This is a genomic window from Bradyrhizobium sp. 1200_D9_N1_1, assembly GCF_052075915.1.
Classification (GTDB): domain Bacteria; phylum Pseudomonadota; class Alphaproteobacteria; order Rhizobiales; family Xanthobacteraceae; genus Bradyrhizobium; species Bradyrhizobium diazoefficiens.
The window spans coordinates 778,914-802,894 of record NZ_CP197226.1; the positions used below are offsets into that span (position 1 = coordinate 778,914).

Annotated in this window: 28 protein-coding genes and 1 tRNA gene; 15 read left to right on the forward strand and 14 right to left on the reverse strand. The window is 65.9% G+C overall.

Annotated elements, in window-relative coordinates; all coding sequences use genetic code 11:
* Both AB5K84_RS03655 and AB5K84_RS03660 read right to left on the reverse strand, forming a co-directional pair.
* Entirely contained in the window at positions 1-1,161 is a 1,161-nt protein-coding gene (locus tag AB5K84_RS03655) for an acyl-CoA dehydrogenase family protein (RefSeq protein ID WP_011082971.1), read from the reverse strand.
* A 16-nt stretch (positions 1,162-1,177) separates the two neighbouring features.
* Entirely contained in the window at positions 1,178-2,242 is a 1,065-nt protein-coding gene (locus tag AB5K84_RS03660) for an acyl-CoA dehydrogenase family protein (RefSeq protein WP_011082970.1), read from the reverse strand.
* A 260-nt stretch (positions 2,243-2,502) separates the two neighbouring features.
* Here AB5K84_RS03660 and AB5K84_RS03665 point away from each other — a divergent pair, with 260 nt between their 5' ends.
* Positions 2,503-3,288, forward strand: a complete 786-nt coding sequence (locus AB5K84_RS03665; RefSeq protein ID WP_011082969.1) for an SDR family NAD(P)-dependent oxidoreductase — start codon at positions 2,503-2,505, stop codon at positions 3,286-3,288.
* Between the two features lie 95 nt (positions 3,289-3,383).
* Here AB5K84_RS03665 and AB5K84_RS03670 read toward each other — a convergent pair whose 3' ends face one another.
* Both AB5K84_RS03670 and AB5K84_RS03675 read right to left on the reverse strand, forming a co-directional pair.
* A complete protein-coding gene (locus AB5K84_RS03670) occupies positions 3,384-3,656 on the reverse strand; it encodes a GlsB/YeaQ/YmgE family stress response membrane protein (protein WP_161532573.1) in 273 nt (90 codons plus the stop codon).
* A 41-nt stretch (positions 3,657-3,697) separates the two neighbouring features.
* Positions 3,698-4,291, reverse strand: a complete 594-nt coding sequence (locus tag AB5K84_RS03675; RefSeq protein ID WP_028175139.1) for a YidB family protein — start codon at positions 4,289-4,291, stop codon at positions 3,698-3,700.
* Positions 4,292-4,477: 186 nt separating this feature from the next.
* Between AB5K84_RS03675 and AB5K84_RS03680 the strand changes: the two genes are divergently transcribed.
* Positions 4,478-5,479 (forward strand): 2-dehydropantoate 2-reductase, encoded by a 1,002-nt coding sequence (locus AB5K84_RS03680; protein ID WP_011082966.1) that lies wholly within the window; start codon positions 4,478-4,480, stop codon positions 5,477-5,479.
* Positions 5,480-5,515: 36 nt separating this feature from the next.
* Positions 5,516-5,728 carry a hypothetical protein gene (locus tag AB5K84_RS03685; RefSeq protein WP_028175138.1) on the forward strand — a complete coding sequence of 71 codons (213 nt, stop codon included), beginning with the start codon at positions 5,516-5,518 and terminating at the stop codon, positions 5,726-5,728.
* A 112-nt stretch (positions 5,729-5,840) separates the two neighbouring features.
* Here the strand turns inward: AB5K84_RS03685 and AB5K84_RS03690 are convergent, their stop codons facing one another.
* A complete protein-coding gene (locus AB5K84_RS03690; RefSeq protein ID WP_038966637.1) occupies positions 5,841-6,461 on the reverse strand; it encodes a hypothetical protein in 621 nt (206 codons plus the stop codon).
* A 208-nt stretch (positions 6,462-6,669) separates the two neighbouring features.
* Here AB5K84_RS03690 and AB5K84_RS03695 point away from each other — a divergent pair, with 208 nt between their 5' ends.
* The 5 genes from AB5K84_RS03695 to AB5K84_RS03715 all read left to right on the forward strand — a co-directional run bounded on the left by AB5K84_RS03695 (position 6,670) and on the right by AB5K84_RS03715 (position 11,380).
* Complete coding sequence (locus AB5K84_RS03695; RefSeq protein WP_441232783.1) at positions 6,670-7,698, forward strand: alpha/beta hydrolase; 1,029 nt, start codon at positions 6,670-6,672, stop codon at positions 7,696-7,698.
* 96 nt (positions 7,699-7,794) lie between these two features.
* A complete protein-coding gene (locus AB5K84_RS03700; protein ID WP_011082963.1) occupies positions 7,795-9,312 on the forward strand; it encodes an AMP-binding protein in 1,518 nt (505 codons plus the stop codon).
* 26 nt (positions 9,313-9,338) lie between these two features.
* On the forward strand, positions 9,339-9,977 hold the full coding sequence (locus AB5K84_RS03705; RefSeq protein ID WP_028175134.1) for an RraA family protein: 639 nt from the start codon (positions 9,339-9,341) through the stop codon (positions 9,975-9,977).
* A gap of 28 nt (positions 9,978-10,005) precedes the next feature.
* A complete protein-coding gene (locus AB5K84_RS03710; RefSeq protein WP_011082961.1) occupies positions 10,006-10,377 on the forward strand; it encodes a cupin domain-containing protein in 372 nt (123 codons plus the stop codon).
* Positions 10,378-10,423: 46 nt separating this feature from the next.
* The gene (locus AB5K84_RS03715) at positions 10,424-11,380 is read left to right on the forward strand and encodes a tripartite tricarboxylate transporter substrate-binding protein (protein WP_011082960.1); all 957 of its coding nucleotides are present in this window, start codon (positions 10,424-10,426) and stop codon (positions 11,378-11,380) included.
* A gap of 57 nt (positions 11,381-11,437) precedes the next feature.
* Here AB5K84_RS03715 and AB5K84_RS03720 read toward each other — a convergent pair whose 3' ends face one another.
* Both AB5K84_RS03720 and AB5K84_RS03725 read right to left on the reverse strand, forming a co-directional pair.
* Positions 11,438-11,731 (reverse strand): GYD domain-containing protein, encoded by a 294-nt coding sequence (locus AB5K84_RS03720; RefSeq protein ID WP_011082959.1) that lies wholly within the window; start codon positions 11,729-11,731, stop codon positions 11,438-11,440.
* A gap of 124 nt (positions 11,732-11,855) precedes the next feature.
* Positions 11,856-12,209, reverse strand: a complete 354-nt coding sequence (locus tag AB5K84_RS03725; RefSeq protein ID WP_038966633.1) for a VOC family protein — start codon at positions 12,207-12,209, stop codon at positions 11,856-11,858.
* Between the two features lie 160 nt (positions 12,210-12,369).
* Here AB5K84_RS03725 and AB5K84_RS03730 point away from each other — a divergent pair.
* Positions 12,370-12,446, forward strand: a tRNA-Arg gene (locus AB5K84_RS03730).
* A 129-nt stretch (positions 12,447-12,575) separates the two neighbouring features.
* The gene (locus tag AB5K84_RS03735; protein WP_011082957.1) at positions 12,576-13,715 is read left to right on the forward strand and encodes an amidohydrolase/deacetylase family metallohydrolase; all 1,140 of its coding nucleotides are present in this window, start codon (positions 12,576-12,578) and stop codon (positions 13,713-13,715) included.
* Between the two features lie 5 nt (positions 13,716-13,720).
* On the opposite strand, the gene AB5K84_RS03740 is transcribed toward AB5K84_RS03735, so the two are convergent.
* The 3 genes from AB5K84_RS03740 to AB5K84_RS03750 are packed head-to-tail and all read right to left on the reverse strand — an operon-like array spanning position 13,721 to position 15,226.
* A complete protein-coding gene (locus AB5K84_RS03740; RefSeq protein WP_011082956.1) occupies positions 13,721-14,326 on the reverse strand; it encodes a TlpA disulfide reductase family protein in 606 nt (201 codons plus the stop codon).
* Positions 14,319-14,777, reverse strand: a complete 459-nt coding sequence (locus AB5K84_RS03745) for a DsrE family protein (protein ID WP_028175130.1) — start codon at positions 14,775-14,777, stop codon at positions 14,319-14,321. Before AB5K84_RS03745 ends, AB5K84_RS03740 begins: the two co-directional genes overlap by 8 nt.
* A gap of 20 nt (positions 14,778-14,797) precedes the next feature.
* Positions 14,798-15,226 (reverse strand): DoxX family protein, encoded by a 429-nt coding sequence (locus AB5K84_RS03750; RefSeq protein WP_028175129.1) that lies wholly within the window; start codon positions 15,224-15,226, stop codon positions 14,798-14,800.
* A 103-nt stretch (positions 15,227-15,329) separates the two neighbouring features.
* On the opposite strand from AB5K84_RS03750, the gene AB5K84_RS03755 reads away from it, so the two are divergent.
* Positions 15,330-16,214: a LysR family transcriptional regulator gene (locus tag AB5K84_RS03755; protein WP_011082953.1), complete on the forward strand. Its 885-nt coding sequence runs from the start codon at positions 15,330-15,332 to the stop codon at positions 16,212-16,214.
* A 9-nt stretch (positions 16,215-16,223) separates the two neighbouring features.
* On the opposite strand, the gene AB5K84_RS03760 is transcribed toward AB5K84_RS03755, so the two are convergent.
* The gene (locus tag AB5K84_RS03760; RefSeq protein ID WP_038966632.1) at positions 16,224-17,369 is read right to left on the reverse strand and encodes an acyl-CoA dehydrogenase family protein; all 1,146 of its coding nucleotides are present in this window, start codon (positions 17,367-17,369) and stop codon (positions 16,224-16,226) included.
* Positions 17,370-17,495: 126 nt separating this feature from the next.
* On the opposite strand from AB5K84_RS03760, the gene AB5K84_RS03765 reads away from it, so the two are divergent.
* Positions 17,496-18,173: an alpha/beta hydrolase family protein gene (locus tag AB5K84_RS03765; RefSeq protein ID WP_038966631.1), complete on the forward strand. Its 678-nt coding sequence runs from the start codon at positions 17,496-17,498 to the stop codon at positions 18,171-18,173.
* Between the two features lie 2 nt (positions 18,174-18,175).
* Here the strand turns inward: AB5K84_RS03765 and AB5K84_RS03770 are convergent, their stop codons facing one another.
* Complete coding sequence (locus AB5K84_RS03770) at positions 18,176-19,150, reverse strand: ketopantoate reductase family protein (RefSeq protein WP_011082949.1); 975 nt, start codon at positions 19,148-19,150, stop codon at positions 18,176-18,178.
* 157 nt (positions 19,151-19,307) lie between these two features.
* Here AB5K84_RS03770 and AB5K84_RS03775 point away from each other — a divergent pair, with 157 nt between their 5' ends.
* Positions 19,308-20,111 carry an enoyl-CoA hydratase-related protein gene (locus tag AB5K84_RS03775; RefSeq protein ID WP_038966630.1) on the forward strand — a complete coding sequence of 268 codons (804 nt, stop codon included), beginning with the start codon at positions 19,308-19,310 and terminating at the stop codon, positions 20,109-20,111.
* Between the two features lie 11 nt (positions 20,112-20,122).
* On the opposite strand, the gene AB5K84_RS03780 is transcribed toward AB5K84_RS03775, so the two are convergent.
* Both AB5K84_RS03780 and AB5K84_RS03785 read right to left on the reverse strand, forming a co-directional pair.
* On the reverse strand, positions 20,123-20,395 hold the full coding sequence (locus tag AB5K84_RS03780; protein ID WP_051000323.1) for a hypothetical protein: 273 nt from the start codon (positions 20,393-20,395) through the stop codon (positions 20,123-20,125).
* Between the two features lie 67 nt (positions 20,396-20,462).
* A complete protein-coding gene (locus tag AB5K84_RS03785; RefSeq protein WP_011082947.1) occupies positions 20,463-21,347 on the reverse strand; it encodes a LysR family transcriptional regulator in 885 nt (294 codons plus the stop codon).
* Between the two features lie 113 nt (positions 21,348-21,460).
* On the opposite strand from AB5K84_RS03785, the gene AB5K84_RS03790 reads away from it, so the two are divergent.
* Positions 21,461-22,825 (forward strand): FAD-dependent oxidoreductase, encoded by a 1,365-nt coding sequence (locus AB5K84_RS03790; RefSeq protein ID WP_011082946.1) that lies wholly within the window; start codon positions 21,461-21,463, stop codon positions 22,823-22,825.
* Positions 22,826-22,868: 43 nt separating this feature from the next.
* On the forward strand, positions 22,869-23,873 hold the full coding sequence (locus tag AB5K84_RS03795; RefSeq protein WP_011082945.1) for an ABC transporter substrate-binding protein: 1,005 nt from the start codon (positions 22,869-22,871) through the stop codon (positions 23,871-23,873).
* Positions 23,874-23,981 lie beyond the last annotated feature (108 nt).

Genomic DNA, 23,981 nt, shown 5'->3' on the forward strand with positions numbered 1-23,981 from the left:
TTAGCGCAAGCCAAGTCCGCGCGCGATGATGCCGCGGAGCACCTCGGTGGTGCCGCCCTGGATGGTGAGTTTCGGTGCGGTCTTGATGGCGAAGTCGAGCTGCCGCTCCAGCGTCTCGCGGTTGGTCGCGGTCTCCTCGACGAAAGCGGCGAGATCGCGCACGCGATGCGGAAGCTGCTGCTCCCAGACCGTGCCGATGTCCTTGACGATGGAGGCTTCCACCACCGGCTCCTTGCCGGCTTGCAGCATGCCGGCGACGGAGACCGACATGCGCCGCATGGTGTGAAGCTGTGCCACCAGCCGGCCGATGCCTTCGGCGCTGCGCGTGTCCGGATTGGGACCGACCGCGCGGACCAGCTCGGTCAGCACGTAATAGGTCTCGAGGAAGCGCTCGGGGCCCGAACGTTCGTAGGCAAGCTCGCTCGTCGCCTGCTTCCAGGCGCCGTCGACCTCGCCGAGCACGTGATCGTCAGGGACGAAGAAGTCGGTGAAGACGACCTCGTTGAACTCGTACTGGCCGGTGATCTGGCCGATCGGGTTCACCTCGATGCCCGGCTGCTTCATCTTGACCAAAAACTGCGTCAGGCCGTGACGGCGGTTCTCCTTGGTCGGCGGCGACGTCCGGAAGATCGCGATCATGTAGTCGGCGATATGCGCCGACGAGGTCCAGATCTTGGTGCCGTTGATGAGATAGCCGCCGTCGGTCTTGGTCGCGCGGGTCTTCGCCGCGAACAGGTCCGAGCCGGAATTCGGCTCGCTCATGCCGATCGCAAAGCAGATCTCGCCGCGGCAGATGCGTGGCAGGATCTCCATCTTGATGTGTTCAGGGGCGTATTTCAGCAGCACCGGCCCGCTCTGGCGGTCGGCGACGAAGAAGCGTCGCGTCGGCGCATTCGCCACGCGCATCTCCTCGGTCACCACGTAGCGTTCGAGGAACGAGCGCTCCTGGCCGCCATATTTCTTCGGCCAGGTCATGCCCAGCCAGCCCTTGGCGCCGACCCGGCGGGAAAATTCCGGCGCGTCGGTGTCTTCGCGGTTGGGCTTGTGCGGATCGAAAGTGCCGGCGGCGATCTCCTCGGCGAGGAACGCGCGCACTTCCTTGCGCAATTGCTCGCACTTCTCGGGCAGGCGGATCGGATCGAAACGGAGGGCAGCGGTCATGTGTTTCGTCTCCCGATCAACGCGAAGCTACGAGCGGCCACAGTTCGTCGGCGCCGCGCCTTGCGACCAGCTTGCCGAGCTCGACGGCCCAGTGGCTTTCCGAACCGAAATCGTCGCGCCAGGCCAGCGCCCGCAGCGAATAGCGGTGCAGGATGTGCTCCATGGTGAAGCCGATCGCGCCATGGACCTGGTGCGCGATGGCGCCGCCTTTTTCGGCGGCTTCCGCGCAACGGATCTTTGCCGAGGCGGCCTCCAGGTAGACCTCGTCGTTGAACGACGTTGCGTTTGCAATGGCATCGGCCGCGGACGTTGCGGCCGCGAGCGCTGCGGCGGATTCGCCGGCAAGCCGCGCGAGATTGTGCTGCACGGCCTGGAATTTCGAGATCTTCTTCTCGAAGGCGACGCGCTCGTTGGAGTAGCGCACGGAGATGTCGAGCATCGCTTCCAGCGCGCCCGCGATCTGAAGGCTGCGCGCGACGCCGCCCATCAGCATCAGGGCGGTCTGGTCAAAGCCCTTCGGCGCCGGCTTGATCGTGATTGGCTGGGCCTTGTCGAGCGTGACGGTGTCGCTGTGGTCATAGCCGACATTGAGGCCGGATTCGATCCGGCCCTTGCTGGCATCGACCAGCGCGATCGAGACGCCGTCCTTGCCATGCGCCAGCACGGCAAAATGTTTCGCGGCCTTGGCAAAGGGCACGCCGCGGGCGCGGCCGGAGAGCGCGCCGTCGGCATCGAGCGTGATGCGATCCTTCGGCGACGCCGGGGCGACCGTCATCTCGCCTTCGGGCGAGGCGATCCTGGCCTGCGCGAGCAGCCAGCCCGCCAGCATGGTCTCGGCGAGGGGCACCGCGACCGCGAAGCGGCCGGCGGCGTTGAGCAGCGCAAAGCCGTCGGCAAGGCTTGCGCCGGAGCCGCCGAGATCGTCCGGCACCCAGGACAGCGGCAGTCCGGCCTCGCTCAGCGCCTGCCATAGCGGCGCCTGCCAGGAATCCTTCTTGTCGTTGTTGATGGTCTGCGGGTCGGCGAGATCGGCGAAGATCTTCTCCGCGGTCTCGACGACGATATTGTCACTCTCCGCCACAGCGTTCCCCGTGCTTTGCCATTGGCGCGTCCCGCCAAGTCAAGCCGGCGCGCGGTCTCTTCTTGCGCCCGATGATCTGAAAAAGCCATGGCCCTGACAAGCGTTGATCGCAAGCCCATCTGCGGCACCGGCATGGGCGCGAGAACCGATCTGGACTAATTCCGCTTAGCGGAGTTTGCTCGATTTGCAGGGTGCGGCAAACTCGCTAAACAGGGCCAGCGACCCAAGGCTTGCATCAGATACAGGGGAAGGAAATCCGGATGGCCAAAGACAGCTTATGCGCAATCGTGACGGGGTCCGCATCCGGACTTGGCGCAGCGACCGCGGAAATTCTCGCACGGAGCGGGGCGCGGCTCGTCATCAACTATTCGTCGAGCCAGAAGGAAGCCGAGGCCACGGCAGAGCTCTGCCGCAACGCGGGCGCTGCGGAAGTCCTGGTCGCCCAGGGCGACGTTTCCAAGGATGAGGATTGCCGCAAGATCGTTGCGGCAGCCAGCGGCTGGGGCCGGCTCGACGTGCTCGTCAACAATGCCGGCACCACCAAGCATGTCGCCCATGCCGATCTCGACGGATTGTCGGCGGAAGATTTCCAGCGCCTTTACGGCGTCAACACCATCGGCCCGTTCCAGATGGTGCGCGCGGCGCGCAGCCTGCTGGAAGCCGGCGCGAAGGCGTCGGGGCGGCCGTCGGCGGTCGTCAATGTGTCGTCGGTCGCCGGCATCAGCGGCGTCGGCTCGTCGATCGCCTATGCCGCGAGCAAGGGCGCGCTGAACACGATGACGCTGTCGCTGTCGCGGGCGCTGGCGCCGCTGATCCGCGTCAACACGGTATGCCCCGGCTATATCGACACGCCCTGGTTCACCAAGGGCCGCGGCGAGGCCGGCGCAAAGCAGGTGCGCGACAGCGTGGTGGCGAAGGTGCCGCTGAAGGTCGCGTCAACCGCCGACGACATCGCGCAGCTCGTCTGCTTCCTGGCGATGCCGGCCTCCAGCAACATGACCGGCGAGGTCGTGCGCATGGACGCTGGCATGCATTTGATTGCGTGACTCTACACGACGTCATTCCGGGGCGATGCGTTAGCATCGAACCCGGAATCTCGAGATTCCGGGTTCGCGCGTTGCGCGCCCCGGAATGACGGTGGCTACCCCTTGATCACGCCGCTCGCCACCAGCCGGTGCCAGATGAACAGCACCACCACCGCGCCGATCGTGGCCATGATGAAGCCGGCGCCCTGGTCCGCGCCGTAGTGCCCGATCGCCTGGCCGACGAACGTCGCCAGAAACGCACCGGCGATGCCGAGGATGGTGGTGAGGATGAAGCCGCTCGGATTGTTCGGCCCCGGCGCGAGCCAGCGCGCGATGAGACCGGCGATGAAGCCGACGACGATGATCCACAACAGGCCGCCCATGCTCATGACAATGCTCCCCTTCCCGAGAACGCGCAGATCAATCTTGACTAAATTCTGCCCGAGAGTTCGTTCTCGGTCGGCAGCCGTCCATCCGGCGTCAGGTGGTCGATCACCTGCGGCAGATATTGGCTGAGGCCGGAGAGCAGCTCCTCGCGCGACAGGCCGCTCTGGGCGGACAGGCTCTCGATCTGGTCCGCGCCGAGTGCGCTGGCGAGATCGCCGGGCGCGATCGGCTTGTTCTGGCCCTTGCCGACCCAGGAATTCGCGGTCTCACCGTGGCCGCCCTGCTGGAGCTGATTGAGGAGATCGCCGAGCCCGCCGCTCAGCACGGTGCCGGCCGCGCCGCCCGCGAGCAGACCGCCGAGGCCGCCTTTGAGCAGATCGCCGAGACCGCCGCCGCTCCCTCCGGGAAGCGTGGCGTCGCCCGTATTGACAGGCGTCGGAGGCGGCAGCGGTGAGCGCTGCTGCGGGGCAGGCGCGTCGCCCGGCTGGCCCGCCGTCAGATGCTTGAATGCCTTCCAGGCGAGCAGGCCGAGCAGCGCCATGGTCATCGGCGACATGCCGCCGGAGGATGGTTGCTCGCCCGTGCGCGATCCGTGCGGGCCGTTCTGCATGCCGTTGAGGACGTCGAGTAGACCCATGGTGCTCTCCTTTGGCGTTCTCGTTCGGCGAGTTTGCTGTTCCCGTTCGGCGAGCGCTCGCCGCTGACAAGCCCCCCGGGGCGAAAACATATGGGGCTCTCATGACCGTTACAAGGCGGATGCGCCGTAGCCGCGAGACCCCCGGCTCTGCTATCGAAGGCCGGTCATTCAGGGAGTTGAGGTCAGGTGGTTGCGGATCGACCGATCGTGGTGGCCGGCGCGGGCGCCATCGGCTGTTTCGTCGGCGGCATGCTGGCGGCTGCCGGCCGTCGCGTCGCGCTGCTGGTGCGGCCGCGGGTGAAGACCGAGATCGAGCGGTTCGGCCTGCGGCTGACCGATTTCGACGGCTCCGAGAAGAAGCTCGGGGCCGGCCAGCTCGCGCTGTCGGAGGATCCCGCGATCTTCCATAGTGCCGGCATCGTGCTGGTGACCGTGAAGAGCGCCGACACCGCCGATGTCGCGGACCAGATCGCGCAGCACGCGCCGCAGGACGCTGTCATCGTCTCGCTTCAGAACGGCGTCGGCAATGTCGCGGTGCTGCGCGAGCGCCTCGGCGGCCGGCGCGTGCTCGCCGGCATGGTGCCGTTCAACGTGATCGCGATGGGCGAGGGGCGCTTCCACCGCTCGACTTCCGGCGACATCCATGTCGGAGAGGACGCCGAGAACACGGCCGCGGCGCTCTCGGTGCCCGGTCTGTCGATGCGCGCGAGCCGCGACATCACCGGCGTGCAATGGGGCAAGCTGATCATCAACCTGAACAACGCGCTCAGCGCATTGTCGGACATGCCGCTCGCCGCGCAACTGGCAAGCCGCAACTGGCGAAAACTGTTCGCCGAACAGATGGCAGAGGGGTTGGCTGCGATGAAGGCCGCCGGCATCAATCCGGTCTCCGCGACGCCGATCCCGCTGAACTGGACGCCGACATTGCTGAGATTGCCCGACATGATCTTCAACGCGATCCTGGGGCGGACCATGAAGATCGATCCCGAGGCGCGCTCTTCGATGTGGCAGGACCTGAAGCAGGGCCGCAAGACCGAGATCGACTATCTCCAGGGCGCGGTCATCGCGCTTGCCGAGCAGAGCAATGTCAATGTGCCGCTGATGCGCCGCATTGTTGCGCTGATCAAGGAAGCTGAAGTCGCCGGCAACGGCCCTCCCGGGCTGACGCCGCAGCAGATTCGCGGGTAGCGCCTGAGTGCATGCCGCGCGACCGGAGGAGTAACGATGAGGCGTTTCTTGATGATCGGATTCGCACTGGCCGTGCTCTGCGGCGCGTCCACGTTTGCGGAAGCCCGGCCGCCGACGGTCATGAACTCTCCCGGTTATGACAGGCGATTGCAGGAGAGCAGGTCGCAGTTGGGCAGTTCACCGGCGACAGCGCCGGCGGATGCGCCGGTGGTCAAACCGAAGCGCAGCAAGAAGAAGCAGCCGAACTGAGGATGTAGGGTGGGCAAAGCGAAGCGTGCCCACCATCTTCCTTCTTGCCGGAATGGTGGGCACGGGGCGCGAAGCGCGCGCCTTGGCCCACCCTACGGTCAGTGCGAGAAGCTCACCCCTTCTTCGCCGGCTTGCTCGGCGTCGGGCTGAACAGCTTCTTCAGATCGTTCAGGCTTTCCGACAGCCGCGGCCATTCGCAGGAGAACGAGCCCTTGGTGCAGGGTGCGCCCTTCGGTCTCGGGCCCACGGCCTGCTGCACCTTCGGCCGTTCGACCGGGACGGGCACGCGCTCGACGTCGGTCCGCAGCGCGACCTGCTGGAGCTGCTGCACCTGTTGTTCCTGCTGCTCGCGCTGCTGACGCGCGGTGGCCTGGGCCGCTTCATTGCTGCGGCGCTGATTGGCGAGATAGGCGGTGTAGGCTTCGTCGATCTTCTTCTGCTCTTCCGGCGTCGGGTTGGGACCTGCGATATCGAAGGTGCGGTCCTGGAGGAAGTCGTAATAGGAGTAGCCGCCGCCCGGCTTGCGGCGTCCGGCGAACTTGGCGTTGCAATCCGCAAGCGCCGACGTTTTCTCCGCCTTGGTCGTGGCCTTCTCGGCGGCATCAGCGCATTCCTCGAAGTCGACAGGCGCGCGCTTCCACCATTGCGCCTGGGCATGCGCGTGCGTCAGCAGAAAAAATCCTGCTGCAGCAACGAGAAGCGCCGCACGACGCGATGCAAACACGGACCACATTCTACGAGAGCATTCCTTGCAAAACTCAACCCGAACTGAGTCGGGCCAATTTTTGCCTCTTTATCGCCGGCTTGTCACCCATGGAACTCGGGAATTTCATGACTGCAATGCTGACATTTTTTGCTTGACGTGGCGCGGGAGTCACAGCCGTACGGCACGTCATGCGCTTAGAGTTCTATCCATTCGGAGGCGAAGGGGAATGTTCGTCATGAGAGCGCTGGCCTGTCTTGCCGCACTCGTCCTGGTGCTGATCTGCGGCCATGCCTTTGCAGCGGACGAAGATGCGCCCAACCGCAAGCCGGTGAAGGCGATCGGCGATGCACGGCTCTCGGTCGGCGGCCGGGGAACGCTGCGGCTCTACCTCTCCCGCGACTGGTCGATGCCGCAGCCCGCGATCTCGCGCGCCGTCATCGTGCTGCACGGACGCCTGCGCAACGCCGACGAATATTACATATCGGCCAACAACGCGCAGGCCGTGGCGGGCGACGACGGCAAGGCCGCACTGATGATCGTGCCGCAGTTTCTCGCCGAGATCGATATCGAAGCGCACAAGCTGACGGAGGACACGCTGCGCTGGTCGCTGGAGGGATGGGAGGGCGGCGATGCCGCGCTTGCGCCCAATCCGGTCTCCTCGTTCGAGGCGCTCGATGCGATCCTCGCAAGACTCGCCGACCGGCGCGTCTTCCCGAACCTGAAGCAGGTCGTGGTTGCCGGCCATTCCGGCGGCGGACAGGTCGTGCAACGCTATGCCATCGCCGGCAAGGGCGAGACGGCGCTGTCGCGCCAGCACATCGACGTCCGCTATGTCGTCGCCAACCCCTCGTCCTATGCCTATTTCAGCGCCGACCGGCCGGTGCCCGCAATTGCCGCGTCCTGTCCGGGCTACAACAACTGGAAATACGGCATGGGCGACCGGCCGCCCTATCTCGCCGACGCGACGCCGGCGGCGCTCGAGCAGCGCTATGTCGAGCGCGAGGTGATCTATCTGCTTGGCACGCTCGACACCAACCCGAAGCATTCCGCGCTGGACAAGAGCTGCATGGCGGAGGCGCAGGGGCCTTATCGTTACGCCCGCGGCCACGCTTACGTGGACGCGATGGCCAAGCGCGATCACGGTACGCCAAACCACCGGGTCTGGGACGTTCCCGGCGTCGGTCATGACGGCGACAAGATGCTGACCTCGAAATGCGGGCTCGCGGCCCTGTTCGATATTCCGGGCTGCGGCGCCGAGCGCTGACGCCGCTGCCTTGAAGCTCCGGCTCCGGCTGTTACACTTCGCACCGCGAGCATCTCACCCCGAGGCGCCGCCAAGAAGACGAAGTGGAAACGCCTGATGCTGCTGCCCCTGTCCGACGTGCCGCGCTGGTACGCTGAGCGCAAACCCCAAGGCACGATCGCCGTCCGCCACGGGCAGGATACGCTGACATGGGACGAGCTCGAGCGCGGCGCCAACCGGCGCGCGCGGGCATTTGCGGCCAAGGGCGTCAAGCCCGGCGATTTCGTCGCGATCGGTCTTCCCAACGGTAATGCATTCTTCGAGACCTCGTTTGCGATTTGGAAGTGCGGGGCGACACCGACCTCGCTGTCATGGCGGTTGCCGCGCGGCGAAGCCGCCGCGGTGCTCGACATCCTCAAGCCTGCGCTGGTGGTCGGCGGCGAGGCCGATTGGAACGCGCCGAACCGTCTGCCTGCGGATTTCGTGCCGGAAGGATTTTCGGACGAGCCGCTGACGCCGCCGGTGGCGCGCTACTGGAAGGCCATGACCTCAGGCGGCTCTACCGGCCGCCCGAAAGTGATCCTCGATCATCACCCGGCGGTGACCGACACCGTCGCCGCGCCGGCGCTCAACATCCCCTTCGGGGTCTCGCTGCTCAATCCCGGCCCGCTCTACCACAATGCGCCGTTCATCGTGTCGCACACCGCGCTGTTCGCCGGCGGCCAGCTCACCGGCCTCGTCAAGTTCGACGCCGAGGAGACGCTGCGGCTGATCGAACGCGAGCGCGTGCAGTGGGTCAATTTCGTGCCGACCATGATGCACCGGATCTGGGCGCTGCCTGAGAACGTGCGCAACGCCTACGATGTCTCGAGCCTTCAGACCGTGTTTCACATGGCGGCTCCGATGCCGCCCTGGCTGAAGGAGAACTGGATCGCCTGGCTCGGGCCCGAGCGGGTCTGGGAGCTCTATGGCGGCACCGAGCGGCAAGGCTCCTGCATCATATCAGGCACGGAATGGCTGACCCACAAGGGCTCGGTCGGCAAGATCGGCGAGATGGCGCGCCTGTGCATCATCGGCGAGGACGGCAACGACGTCGCGCCGGGCGAGACCGGCGAGATCTATTTCCTCAACAATGACGGCAAGGACGCCACCTATCACTATCTCGGCGCCGAGCCGAAGCGGCGCGCCGACGGCTGGGAATCGCTCGGCGATATCGGCAGGCTGGATGCGGAAGGCTATCTCTATCTCGGCGACCGCCTCGCCGACATGGTGCTGCGCGGCGGCGCCAACATCTATCCGGCCGAAGTCGAGGCCGCCGTCTCCGCCTGCCCCGTCGTGCGCTCCTGCGTGGTGGTGGGATTGCCTGATCCGGAATTGGGCCAGCGCGTGCATGCCATCATCGAGCCGGAGCTGGATGCGGACGGCCAGGTTATCGCCGACGGCATGGCGGAGTTCTTGAAGGACAGGCTCAGCCGCTACAAGCACCCCGAGAGTTTCGAGATCGTCAGCGCCCCGCCGCGCGATGATTCCGGAAAAGTGCGCCGCACGCTGTTGCGCGACGAGCGTGCGGCGTGGATGAAGGAGGGGCGTGCCTTCCGGATCTGGCCGGCGAAGGCGCGGGCGCACGCCGAATAAGAAAATTCACGAAAGGACTCTTTGACATGACCATCACGATCGTAGCCAACAGCGTGCCGAAGCCGCCGGCCGACATCATCGAGGGCTTTCGAGGTGCACCGACCTCCGTCATTTCAGACAACCTCGCCCGCTTGCCGGGCGCGGTGGGGCTGAAGCCCTATCATCGCGGCGGCAAGCTGGTGGGCACGGCCTTCACGGTGCGCACCCGGCCCGGCGACAATCTCGCCATCCACCGCGCGCTCGATCTGGTCGGTCCCGGCGACGTCATCGTGGTCGATGGCGGCGGCGACGAGACCCGCGCGCTGGTCGGCGAGATCATGAAGAACATCGCGCAGTGGCGCAAAGCCGAAGGCTACGTCATCGACGGCGCGATCCGCGATGTCGCGGCGTTCGCGGCTGATGACTTCCCCTGCTATGCCCGCGCGGTGATCCATCGCGGCCCCTACAAGAACGGCCCCGGCGAGATCAATGTGCCTGTTACGGTCGGCGGCAGCGTGATCTCGCCCGGCGACATCGTCGTCGGCGACGAGGACGGCGTGGTGTCGTTTCCCGCGGCTGGTGCGGCCGCGTTGCTGGAAGCCGTGCGCGCCCAGGTCGCGCGCGAGGAGGAGACACTGAAGGCGATCCGCGAGGGCCGCTATCAGGGCTCCTACGGCAAGTCCTGATCGACGCGAGAACGAAGGGGAGGATGGCGTGAGCCAGAAGGAAGAGTTCCACAATCTCGACGACGCCAGCGACGGGCTGTTCCGCGAGCTTGCGGCGGGGGTGACCACGCGCATCTTCTCCGGCGAGCAGGCGATGCTGTCGGTGGTGACGCTGGCGCCGCACGCGCATGGTACGCTGCACCACCATCCCGAGGAGCAATGGGGCGTGCTGCTCGACGGCTCCGCCATCCGCGTCCAGGGCGATGAGGAGATCCCCGTGAAGAAGGGCGACTTCTGGCGCACGCCGGGCAATGTGCCGCACACCATGCGCGCCGGCCCCGAGGGCGCCCGCGTGCTGGACATCTTCAGTCCACCGCGGCCAGAATACAGAAAACCCGGGTCGGGTTTCGGGACGACCTAAGCGCCAAAGAGCAAAAGCCGGGCGCGGAAACACAAGGGAGGGGACCATGACGATCACACGACGGGCGCTGCTGGCAGCGCCCGCAATCCTGGCGATGGCGCCCGCGGCGGCGCAGGCCGGCAAGATCACTCTGGTCGTGCCGTTTCCGCCGGGTGGCTCGACCGATGCGATGGCGCGGCTGCTCCAGAGCAATCTGCAAACCAAGCTTGGCCGCATCGTCGTGGTCGAGAACAAGTCGGGCGCCGCGGGCGCGCTCGGCGCCGCGCAGGTCGCCAAGAGCCCGGCGGACGGCACGACGTTCCTGGTCACCTTCGATTCCCACGCGGTGATCCCGTCCATCCTCGACAAGCCGCCGGTCGACGTCGAGCGCGAGCTGATGCCGGTGCTGCTCGTCGGCACCGCGCCTTACGTGATCGCCGCCGGCGCCGGCCGTCCCTACAAGAGTTTTGCCGACGTGGTCGCGGCCTGCAAGGCGACGCCCGGTGCGGTGAAATACGCCTCCGTCGGCATCGGCACGCTCGGCCATCTCGCCATGACCGTGCTCGGCAACAAGGCCGGGGTCGAGATCGTGCACGTGCCCTATCGCGGCGGCGGCCCCGCGATGAACGACGTGCTCGGCGGCCATGTCGATCTGATCGCGGGATCGGCGGCGCTGGTCGCAGCCCAGCTCGGCTCCAACATGCTGCGTCCGATCCTGCAGCTCGGCCGCGAGCGGCTGCCGGCGCTGCCCGATACGCAGACCGCGATCGAGGCGGGCTTTCCGGACTTCGAGACGCTGGCCTGGTGGGGCATCTTCGCGCCCGCGGGCACGCCGCCTGAGATCGTCGCCGCCATGGCGGCGGCGTCCAGGGAGATCCTGAGCGAACCCGCGACCGCAGCCCAGCTCAAGGAGACCCAGCACATGACGCTGCTGCTCGAGGACGGCGCCGCCTTCAAGACCTTCTTCGACAAGCAGGTCGCCTATTGGGGCAAGGTGGTGCGCGAGAACAATATCAGGGCATGAAAGGCCTATTCCCGGGATTGCCATCCCGGGTCCAGTGCGCTCGCGCGGGCTTGAGCGTCAGAGCATCTTGCCGACGATCTTTGTCATATCTGCCGCCGAAAACGCGCGCAGCGTTTCGGTGCGGACATTGCCGAGTGCGCTGAGACTAAGGCTAAGCGACATCGCGGCAGCCTCATCTGGAGCCTCGAGAACGGTTACAACGTCATATCGTCCCTGCGTCCAGACGATCTCTTTCACGGTCACTCCGAACGTCTTGGCCATCTCCTTGAAGGCGTCGGCCCGCTTCGGCGAGTCCTTGACGTTGCGGACTCCCTGATCAGTGAAGTTTCCCAGCACGACATAGGTTACCATGGTCGTCCTCCCTCGTTAGAACCCAGATACAATTCTCGCTTGAGGCAACCGCGCCGAGCTTGCCACGGCGGCTGAGAGAGCGCTACTTGCGCGTTGGGAACGTCAGCGGGTGTGACTTATTCGGTCAGGACAACGGACGCGCGAAACTGAGCTCGTGGCCGTCGGGGTCGGTGAGATGGAAGTAGCGCTCACCCCATTCCGCATCGCGAGGCGTGCTCGATGGCTGCCAACCGGCTGCGCGGGCGCGCTCGTAGGTCCCGTCGACATCGGCGACGTAGAAGATGACGCGCCCCCACCAGGACCAGTGCTTGTCGTCCGGTTGTGCGGTCAGGTTGAGATAGCCGGTCCCGGCGCGAAAGCTGGTGAATGCAGCGGCTTCGCCGCCATACAGGAGTTCGAACCCGAGCGAACGGTAGAAGTGCACGGCGCGCGCCATGTCATGGGTGCCGAGTGTGATGGCACTGATGCCCTCGATCATGGTGCCGGCTCCTGGACCCGGTTTTGGGCTGGGACCATGGTACACCCCTAACGCAGTTTGACGACCATCGGCGCAGCGCATCGCTGACCCCGTCTGGCGACTGGCGATCCCAATCCTGCTCTGCTAAGAGGGGTCGAAACCCGCCTCCCGCGGGTTCCGCGGTCCCGTAGCTCAGCCGGATAGAGCGGCGGTTTCCTAAACCGTAGGTCGGATGTTCGAGTCATCCCGGGATCGCCATTTTGTCATGGGCATTGGCCGCTATTTGGCGGGTCCATCGGCGCAAAAATTGCTAGAAGCGAACGGCTTCCTTCCTTGCTGGCCCGGCTGACCTGCTAGCCACGCCTCACTGCCCATCCGGAGACGACAATGCCTTTCGACTTGATCCTGCGCGGCGGCCGTGTGGTCGACCCGTCCCAGAAGCTCGACGCCGTGACCGATGTCGGCTTTGCCGGCGGCAAGGTCGCTGCGGTGGGCAGCGGGCTCAAGGCGGATCCGGGCACGGAGGTGCGCGACGTGTCACGCTACATCGTGACGCCGGGGCTGATCGATCTCCACACCCATGTCTATTGGGGCGGCACCTCGCTCGGCATCGATGCCGAGGAATTCTGCCGCCTCTCCGGCGTCACCACGGCGGTGGACACCGGCAGCGCGGGGCCCGGCAATTTCGCGGGCTTCCGCAAGCATGTGATCGAGCCGAGCCAGGTCCGCATTCTCGCTTACCTGCACGTCTCGCATGCCGGCATCTTCGGCTTCTCGCACCGGATCATGGTGGGTGAGAGCGAGGAGTTGCGGCTGATGAATCCGATCGAGGCGGCCAAGGTGGCGGATGCCAACCGCGATCTCATCGTCGGCATCAAGGTGCGCGTGGGCTTGCACTCCTCGGGCACGTCGGGGGCCGTGCCGCTCGACATCGCGCTCGAGGTCGCGAACGAGGTCGGCATGCCCCTGATGGCGCATATCGATCATCCGCCGCCGAGCTATGAGGACGTGCTGGCGCGCCTGCGGCCCGGCGACGTGCTGACCCATGCGTTCCGCCCTTTCCCCAACACGCCGGCGACGGCGCAGGGCACGGTGAAGAAGGCGGTGCTGGATGCGCGCGAGCGCGGCGTGCTGTTCGACATCGGCCACGGCAAGGGCTCGTTTGCCTTCAAGACCGCGCGCGCGATGCTCGCCAACGGCTTCTATCCGGACACGATCTCCTCCGACATCCATCAGCTCTGCATCGATGGCCCGGCCTTCGACCAGGTCACGACCATGTCGAAGTTCCTGTGCATGGGCATGGAGCTGTCCGATGTGGTCGCCGCTTCGACGGTGAACGCGGCGATGGCGCTGCGCCGCCCCGAGCTCGGCAGCCTCAAGCCGGGCTGCGTCGGCGACGCCACGCTGATTTCGGTCAGGCAGGGCCAGTTCGACTATGAGGACGTCGTCGGCGAGCACCTGATCGGCGATCGCAAGATCGTTTCGGAGGGCGTGGTCATCGGTGGCCGCTGGTGGCATCCGAATTGAGCGGATCAGGCTTGCTCGCGATAGAATTGCAGCAACCGCGCGCCTGCCGGCGAGAGCCAGTCGGGTGCGCCGGTGATGTAACCCTCGACGTGGTTGCTCGCGCCGACCAGATAGGTCACGGGCATGCCGACGAGCGTGAAGGCCGAGGCTGAGGCTTCCGCCGTCGTGTCATACGCATCGACGTAGCAGGCGAGGTTCTGCACGGCGAGACCGCCGAGGAACGCGCGGATCTTGCGCAGGTCCTTCGTATCGGTGCAGATCGCGACAACGTCGAGCCGATCCGGCCGCGATCCCACGAGGCTTGCGAGCACAGGCAGGTCGAGCCGGCAGGCCGCGCACCACGTCGCCCAGAAGTTGACGAGCGTGATCCGGCCCGGCCGCGCCGTCAGCACAACGTCTTTTCCGTGCAGGTCCTGAAGCCTGAGCTGCGGCATCGTTGCGCGAGGCCGCACGACGGTAAACTGGCTGCGGCCGGCCTCCAACACCGGCGGCCAGGCGGGATCACCGCCCTGCGCGCGGCTTGCGCGCGGAGGGACAAGGGCCGCCGGCGCGGCCATCAGCAGCGCTCGCCTGGACAGTGTCGTGCCGGGCGCACGAGGCTTCTCACGCATGGATATAGGCCCAGCCCTTCAATTGCAGATCGACGACGCGGCCGATCCCGAACGGCACAAGGCTCGCGCCCGATATCAACGGAATCGAGACCTGCTCCTTGGCTTCGGCGATCGCCTTCGACGACGCGCACATGCTGTAGGTGAGATTGGGCAGCGACTGTCGCAGCGTCGCGAGCGGCTCGACCAGCGGAGTCTTGTCCGCCCGGAAGACGTCGATGCCCTTGCCGTTGGCGACGACCTCGATCAGCAATCGCGCGCCCTTGTCGGCAAAGTGCTTTGCGAGATTAGCCGAGTAGCTGATCGCATGTCCCATGACATAGGGCTCGTTGCTGTCGATCAGGATCACGACGCCGTCGGCGAGACGGTCCTCCCTGGCGGCGGCGCCGCCCGCGGTGAGGATCGCGGTGCCTGCGAGCAGACCCCTCCGGGACCATCCATTGGCTGAGATCATGGCGGCGGCGTTCCTGCCGGTCAGAGCTGACGCGGCGTAATCGGCGCCTTGCGGCCGCGTCCCCACAGCACGAACAGGCTGAGCGCGAGCAGGACGACATTGAGCGGCGTGACATCAGTCTCGCCACGCGAGAGGTGGAAGACGAGCGCGAACACCTGCAACACGGTGCAGCCGAGCGCGGCCAACACCGTCAGCCGCGGCAGGATCCGCGTCAGGGCCGGAAGCAGGATGCCGATCCCGCCGGCAAGGTCGATCAGTCCGATGATTCGGACGAAGGTTTCGGAATACTGCCCGGCCCAGGGCATCATCGCGGCCAGCTGAGGGATAGGCGTGAGCAGCTTGACCAGCCCGGCCGAGGCGAAGACGAAGAAGATCAGGCCCTGTGCGGCCCAGAGGCCGATGCGAAGGGCGCGGCCCGGGGTGGCGGTTTCGAAGGTGGTGGCGGTCATGGTGGGTCTCCAGGGTCTGTGGGTCGCCACCATTTGATGGTTTCGCCTCATTTGATCATTATGCGTTCCATGATTGATTCCTTTCCTGGATGTTGATGATTTCATGGACTCGCTGGTCAGCATGAGGGTGTTTTGCCTGGTCGCGGAGCTGAAGAGCTTTGCGACCGCGGCGCAGCGCCTGCGCATTTCGCCCGCCATGGCGAGCAAGCACGTGATGCAGCTCGAGAAGCGGCTGGGCACGCGGCTACTCAACCGCACCAGCCGGCGCGTCAGCCTGAGCGAGAGCGGCGCGCTCTATTTCGAGCAGGCGCGGCAGATGCTGGATTCGCTCGACGAGGTCGAGGCCGCCGTCAGCAAGGCGACCGTCGTTCCGCGCGGTACGCTGCGGCTGACCGCGCCGGTGTGGATGGCGAATGCGATCTTCGCGGGCGTGCTGGCGGATTACCAGGCTCGTTATCCGGAGGTGTGCCTCGACGTCGATCTCAGCGGGCGGCTGGTCAATCTGGTCGAGGAGGGATTCGATCTCGCCTTGCGCGCGACCGGCACGCCGGACGAGGCGCTGATCGCGCGTCCCATCACCAAGGTCCCCTTCTTGTTGGTTGCGGCCCCTGCGTTCCTCAAACGCGCCGGACGCCCGACGAAGTTCGCCGATCTCGCCGGCCAGGCGCTGTTGCACTATGCGCTTTATCCGGGAGAGAGCTTCTCCCTGAACAGGAACGGCACGGTCGAGACCATCAAGCTCAACCCGGTCCTGCGCAGCGGCAACGAGACCCTGCTCCACATGGCCGCGCTGGAAGGCATGGGCTTCGCCTTCCTGCCGAAATGGCTGGTCGCGGACGACATCGCCGCCGGCCGGCTCGTGCATATGCTGCCCGACGACATCATCTTCGAAGGGCGCCTGTTCGCGGTCTATCCGAGCCGCAAATACCTCTCCGCGAAGGTGAGGACCTTCATCGACTTCATCGCGGCCGACAAGCGGATGAGGTAACCAGCCGGATCACAGCGACCTTGCGATCAACAGCTTCATGATCTCGTTGGTGCCGCCATAGATCTTCTGGATGCGGGAATCGATGAAGATGCGCGAGATCGGGTATTCCTGCATGTAGCCGTAGCCGCCGAACAGCTGGAGGCATTCGTCGGCGGTCTGGACCTGCTTGTCCGAGCACCAGTATTTCGCCATCGACGCCGTGACGGTGTCGAGATCCCCGGCAACCAGGCGCTCGATGCACCAGTCGACGAAGACGCGCGCGATCATCGCCTCGGTCTTGCGCTCGGCGAGCGTGAAGGCGGTGTTCTGGAAATCCATCAGCGGCTTGCCGAAGGCCTTGCGCTCCTTGGTGTACTCGGTGGTGAGCTTGACCGCGCGCTCCATCGAGGCGACGGCGCCGACCGCGAGCGCGAGGCGCTCCTGCGGCAATTGCTGCATCAGCTGGACAAAACCCTGGCCTTCCTCCTTGCCGAGCAGGTTTTCCGGCGGCACCGTGACGTTGTCGAAGAACAGCTCCGACGTGTCGGAAGCGTGCAGGCCGATCTTGTCGAGGTTGCGCCCGCGCTCGTAGCCGTCCGCGCCTGCGGTCTCGACCACGATCAGCGAAATGCCTTTCGCACCGGCTTCGCCCGTGCGCGCGACCACGACGACGAGATCGGCGGCCTGGCCGTTGGTGATGAAAGTCTTCTGGCCGTTGATGACGTAGGAATTGCCCTGCTTCTTCGCCGTGGTCTTCACGGCCTGGAGGTCGGAGCCGGTGCCGGGCTCGGTCATGGCGATGGCGCCGACCATCTCGCCGCTCGCCATCTTCGGCAGCCAGCGCTTCTTCTGCTCCTCCGAGCCGTAATTGAGGATGTAGTGCGCGACGATGGCGCTGTGCACGGAGACGCCGGTCGTCAGCTCCGGCACCGTGCTCTCGAGATCATCCAGCACGGCGGCGTCATAGGCGAAGGTTGCGCCCAGGCCGCCATATTCCTCCGGTACGCTCGCCAAGAGCGCGCCCATCTCGCCGAGCCCGCGCCAGGCGAAGCGGTCCACCATCTTCTGCTCGCGCCATTTTTCGGCATGCGGTGCCAGATCCTTGGCAAGATATTTCCGGAACTGGTCGCGAAAGACGTCGAGCTCTTCGGTCATCCAGGAGGAGCGGTAGGACATGGTCACCTCGGTTGATGCGTCGTTCCGGCTTGGTAGGCTGGTCGGCGGCGACAATTATTGTGTTTTCAGGCTGCGCCGGTGACGCTACCAAGGCGGCCGGAGCAGCGTCTGTCGGGATGGCTGATTGTGGCGACCAAAACTCAAGAGCTCAAGCTCGACATCGAGCGCATCGGTACGGTCTCCGCGATCCTGACGCAGCCCGAAAATGCGCGCGCCTGTTACGTGCTGGCGCACGGCGCAGGTGCCGACATGCGGCATGCGTTCATGGACAAGGTTGCGGAAGGCCTCGCGGAGCGCGGCATCGCGACGCTCCGCTTCAATTTCCCCTATATGGAAAAGAAACAAGGACGTCCCGACCAGCCGGCGGTCGCGCACGCCGCCATCCACGCGGCGGTCGCGGAGGCGGCGCGGCTGTGCCCCGGCGTGACGCTCGTCGCCGGCGGCAAGTCTTTCGGCGGGCGGATGACCTCGCAGGCGCAGTCCAAGGCTCCATTGCCTGGTGTCAAAGGGCTCGCCTTCCTCGGCTTTCCCCTGCATGCCGACGGCAAGCCGTCGGCGGAGCGCGCCGAGCACCTCGCCGGCATCGCTATCCCGATGCTGTTCCTGCAAGGCACGCGCGACAAGCTTGCCGACCTCGGCATCCTCAAGCCTGTCGTCGAAGGGCTTGGCCCGAAGGCGACGCTGCATGAGGTCGAGGGCGGCGATCACTCTTTCGCGGTGCTGAAGAAGTCCGGCCGTAGCAACGAAGAGGCGCTCACCGAGGTGCTCGACGCGCTCACGACCTGGATCGGCGGGCTCGCCTGAACTCAGGCCGAATAAAGCCCCTTGTCGCGCGCCTTCTGGATCGCCAGCGCGGCGATCAGGTCGAGGGTCGGCGTCGGCAGGCCCGAGGTGCGCGCGAAGGCGGCGGGCGCCTTCACCAGCACGTCGATCTCCATGGCGCGGCCGATCTCGTAATCCTGCAGCAGCGACGGCTTGTGGTTGGGGGCGGGGCCGCTGCGCGTGACGCGCTTGACCTCGGGAATGAAGTGCTGCGCGATGTCGTTGGCCTCGTTCAACATGCGCGGAATGACCTCGGCAAAGGCGGGGTCGTCGCGCACGCCGCGTGCGGTCTGGCCGGTCAGCAGGCACAGCACCGACAGCGACATGTTGGTCAGCAGCTTTGACCAGATCGCTTCGCGGATCTCGGCCACCGGCGGCGATTCCAGCCGCGCATCGTTGAGGACGCCGCGGAGTTTCGTGATGCGCTCGCAATTGCGGTCATCGCATTCGCCGATCAGCAGGCGGTTGCGGTCCGGGGTGAGGTTCTGCACCACGCCGGGCGAGACCACCTCGTTGGAGGAGAAGATCACGCCGCCGATGATCCGCTCCTTCGGGATGCAGGCGCGCAGGCGCCCGCCCGGGTCGAGGAAGGAAATGTCCGGCGGCGTCGGGTGCCGCGGCGGCAGGCCGATCCCGTACCACCAGGGAATGCCGTTCTGCGCGAACACGATCGCCGTGTCGTCTTGCAGCAGCGGTTTGATGCTGGAGACCAGTCCGGTCAGCGCGGTGGCCTTCAAGGTGCTGATCACGACGTCCTGCGGGCCGAGCTGGGCGGGATCCCCGGAGGCGTTCACCTTGGCGGTGACCTCGGAATCGCCGACACGCAGCTTCAGGCCGCCCGCACGCGCCGCCTCCAGATGCGCCCCCCGCATCACGCACGAGACCTCATGGCCGGCGCGCGCCAGCCGGACCGCAATGTGGCTGCCGACGGCGCCCGCGCCGAAAATGCAAATGCGCATGATGTGATGTCCCGTCCTGATCCCTTGCTGCCACCCCGCGCCAGCATGACACAAGCCGCCATGCGATGGACGCGGCCGCCCCACGCCGGAAAGATATGGATCAGGGTGCGTGGCCTCGGCCATAGTGCAGGGCAAACAAACGACCGGAGGATCGCCGATGACTGCCAACCCCGTTTTGTGGACTTTGGATGAGCGTGGGGTTGCGACCGTCACGTTGAACCGGCCGGAGGTCAACAACGCCTATGACGGTGCGCTGATCGCGGGCGTGCTCGCGGCTATCGACGATCTCGGCAAGAGGCCCAATTTGCGCGTCGTGGTCCTCCGGGGCAACGGCAAGCATTTCCAGGCCGGCGCCGACCTCAAATGGATCAACGGCGTGCGGCCGCAATCGGCCGAGGCCAACGAAGCGGCATCGCGGGCGACGTTCGAGGCCGTGCAGCGGCTCAACACGCTGCCGATTCCGACCGTCGCATTGGTGCAGGGCGGCTGCTTCGGCGGCGGTACCGGCGTGATCGCGGCCTGCGACGTCGTGATCGCGGCGGACAATGCCCTGTTCTCGATCACGGAGGTGCGCTGGGGCCTGACGGCGGCGATCATCATCCCGCAGCTTTGCGATGCCATCGGCGTGCGGCAGGTCCGCCGCTACGCGCTGACAGGCGAACGTTTCGGCGCCGAAGACGCCCGCCGCATCGGTCTCGTCCACGAAGTCGTGCCGCTCGCCGAGTTGGAGGCCGCCGGTGCAAAGGTGGTCGAGCAGCTCCTCGCCAACGGACCCGAGGCGATGGCCGAGACCAAGCGGCTCGCGCTGGAGAGCTCGTTCGGCGGGATGGCGGTGGACGATGCGGCGTACACGCGGCTGGTGCACCTGCATTCGGTCAAGCGCCAGAGCTCGGAGGCGGCGGAGGGGCTGGCCTCGTTCGCCGAGAAGCGGGCGGGGAATTGGGGCGGCGGGAAAGGCTGAGCGTTCTCGGCTCAGCAGCCGCGGCAGATGTTGTTGATGCTGCGATAGACGGCGTCGTCGTCCTGCCGCATCTGGCGCAGCGTTTCGAGCGTCTTGCCCTCATTCACGGGCGCAGCAGGCTTGCGCTTTGCGGCCAGTTCTTCCTCCTGCCGCATGTAGCAGGCCTCGCGATCGGCCTTGGCCTGGATGAAGCGGCAGTTCTGCTCCACGGCTGCGGCGGGAGTGGTGGAGATCGCAAGAGCGATCAGGGCTGGCAGGGCGAATTTCACGACTATCGAATCCATGGCGGCCCTTCTCTCAGGTCCGACAATCAAGAGCAACTGCGATCTTGTGACAGCCGCGCGACGCGGCTTACAGCGACGACGCGAGTGACGTTTTCAGCAGGGTGAGCAGCGCCTGCACCGCCGCCGCGTTGCGCCGGCGTTCGGGGATCGCGGCCTTCACCCACAATTCCGGAATCGGAAAGTCGCGCAGCACCGGCTTGAGCGTGCCGTCGCGCAAGGCATCGGCGACGAGATAATGCGAGATCAGTGCGATGCCGTTGCCGGCGATGGCGCTGCGCGCCAGCACGTGTCCCTCGTTGGAGGAGAGCAGCGGGCTGACCTGGATGCTGATGCGGCCGCGCGGCCCGTCAAAAATCCATTCCGGTCCCGTCGGCAGAAAGCTGAGGCAGCGATGCTCGACGAGGTCGCGCGGATGCTTTGGCGTGCCGTGCTTCTTCAAGTAGGCGGGGGAAGCGCAGAGCAGCCGCTTCAGCGCGCAGAGCGGCTCGTCGACCACGCCGCCGAAGGAGTGCGGGAAGGCGCCGATCGCAATGTCGAAGCCCTCAGTCACGGGATCGACCGGGCGGTCGATCAGCACGATCTCGAGCTTCAGTCGCGGGTTCTGGGTCTGGAAGGCGCTGAAGGCGTCGGCGAGGCGCGCCACCGTCAGCGAGGTCGGCGCCTTGATGCGGAGGTGATCGACGAGATCGTGGCCCTTCTCGCCCATGCGCGAGAGCAGGTCGGTGGCATCGGTGACGACGCCGCGCGCGCGATGCACATAGCGCTGGCCGGCGTCGGTCAGCCGCAATTGCCGGGTCGAGCGGTGAAACAGCGGCGTGCCGATCCGCGTCTCCAGCTGCGTGACGCGCTTGGCCACCACGGAGGTCGAGACGTTGAGCTTTCGCGCGGCGGCAGAGAAGCCGGCCGCATCCGCGGTGGCGAGGAACGCCTGAAGGTTCACCAGGATGTCCATCTCTGACCTTTCGCGATTCGAGAAAGCTGATCGCGTAATTTGGTGGATTGTAGCCCGCCTCGCGTTAATTCATAGTCGGTCCCAAGCAAGGATTTTCAGGGATAGGACGCGCCATGCGGGCCACGACGATCGAAGAACCAGCGCGCCAGGTGCCGCTCTACGGCGAATATGAGGTCGTCGTGCTCGGCGGCGGTCCGGCCGGCATTATCGCGGCGGCGTCGGCGGCGCGGGCAGGGCGGAAGACGCTGCTGATCGAGCGCTACGGCTTCCTTGGCGGCATGGGCACCGCGGCCGGCGTCACCAATTTCTGCGGCCTGCACGGCAACGTCTACGGCCAGGCCCACCGGCTGGTGCAGGGCCTGGCGTCCGAGCTCCTGGCACGGATCGACCTGCTCAACGGCCTCAACACCCCGCATCTGATCCTCGGCAAGGTCTTTGCCCAGGCCTACGACACCGCGGCCTATAAGATTGCGGCCGACGAACTCCTGGCAAGCCACAAGGTCAATATCCTCTTCCACGCGCTCGGCGCCGGCGTGGTGATGGGCGATAACAGCCGCATCGACGCGCTGATGGTCGAGACCAAGGCCGGCCGGCAGGCGGTGCGCTCGGAGATCTTCATCGACTGCTCCGGTGACGGCGATCTCGCGGTCTGGGCCGGGGCGCCGTTCGAAGTCGGCGACGAACACGGCCATCCGCTCTACCCGTCGATGATGCTCCGTCTCAACAATATCGATCCGGAAAAGGCGGGCGAGGCCTGGCGCACCATCCCGCAATTGATGGAAAAGGCGCTCGCCGCCGGCACCCACAAATTCCCGCGGAAAAGTGCCATCGTGCGGCCGCAGAAATCCGGCATCGAATGGCGGGTGAATTTCACGCAGGTCGCGCGCGAGGATGGCCACGCCATCAACGGCATCGAGCCCGACGATCTCACCCGCGGCGAGATCGAGGGCCGCAGGCAGGCGCTCGCCGCGTTCGAATTCCTGCGCACGGTGCCGGGTTTTGAGAAGTCCTACATCGTGGACCTGCCGCCGCAGCTCGGCATCCGCGAGACCCGCCGCATCAAAGGCGGCTACCAGCTCAGCGGCGAGGACGTGCTCGGCTGTGCCTCGTTCGAGGATTCCATCGGCGTCAACGGCTGGCCGATCGAGGCTCATGTTCCCGGCGATGTGATCTTCACTTTTCCGCCAATCCCGGAATCGCGCGGCTATAACGAGCTGCCCTACCGGATGCTGGTGCCCGAGGGCGTCGACAATCTGCTGGTCGCCGGCCGTTGCGCCTCGATGACCCATGAGGGCCAGTCGGCCGCCCGCGTCTCGGGTGCCTGTTTCGTGATGGGGGAGGCGGCCGGTTCCGCCGCCGCGCTGGCGCTCTCCGGAAACCGGATCCCGCGTGACATCCCCATTGAAAAATTGCAGGAAACGTTGAAACAACAGGGCGCCTTCATCGGACGGGACCAGCCCGTGCCCGAAGGGCTTTGACGGGCTGCAAGAGAACGACCAAGACAACGACGGAGGAAACCGGATGATCGGGATTGCGCGGCTCGCGCTTGCGGGCCTGGTGGCGATCATGGCGATGGGCGCGGCGCAGGCCGAGGACGCGCTGAAGGCCAGGATCGGCGTGCTCCGCCTGTCCTCCTCCGCGCCGGTCTTCATCGCGCAGGACAAGGGCTATTTTCGCGAGGCCGGCCTCGACGTCGAGCTGAAGTTCTTCGACGCGGCGCAGCCGATCGCGGTCGCCACCACCTCGGGCGACGTCGATTTCGGCGTCACCGCGTTCACCGCCGGTCTCTACAATCTCGCCGGCAAGGGCGTGCTCAAGGTGATCGGCGGCATGAGCCGCGAAAAAGCCGGCTATCCCCTGATCGGCTATTTCGCCAGCAACAACGCTTACGCGGCCGGGCTGAAAACGCCGAAGGACCTCGCGGGCAAGCGCGTCGCGGTCACGCAGGTCGGATCATCCTTCCATTATTCGCTTGGGCTGCTCGCCGACAAATACGGCTTCAAGCTCGCCGACGTGAAGATCATCCCGCTGCAGTCGCTGTCCAATGCGGCGGCCGCGCTGAAAGGCGAGACTGTCGATGCCGCGCTACTGCCGATCTCCACCGCGCGAAAACTGATGGATGAGGGCGGCGCGAAGTTCCTGGGCTGGGTCGGTGACGAGACGCCCTGGCAGCTCGGCGCGGTGTTCGCCTCGCCGAAGACGCTGACCAACAAGGCGCTGGTAACCAAGCTGCTCGGCGCTTTGGCAAAGGCTGACCGCGAATACCACGACGTGATCCTCGCCGCGATGAAGGACGGCGTGGCGCCCGTCAACGAGCAGACCAAGCCGCTGCTGGAGATCATCGCGAAGTACACCAATCTGCCGGTCGAGCAGGTGGTCGGCAATTGCGCTTACATCGATCCCGACGGCAAGCTCGACGTCAAGAACGTCGACAACCAGATCAAATGGCTCCAGGAGCAGGGCTTTGCCGACAAGGGCTTTGACGCCAATACGATCATCGCGAAGGACTATGTGAAGGCGGATTGATGCTTCCGTCATTCCGGGGCGATGCGAAGCATCGAACCCGGAATCTCGAGGTTCCGGGTCTGATTCTTCGGATCATCCCGGAACGACGGAGAACCGGATAGACGAGAC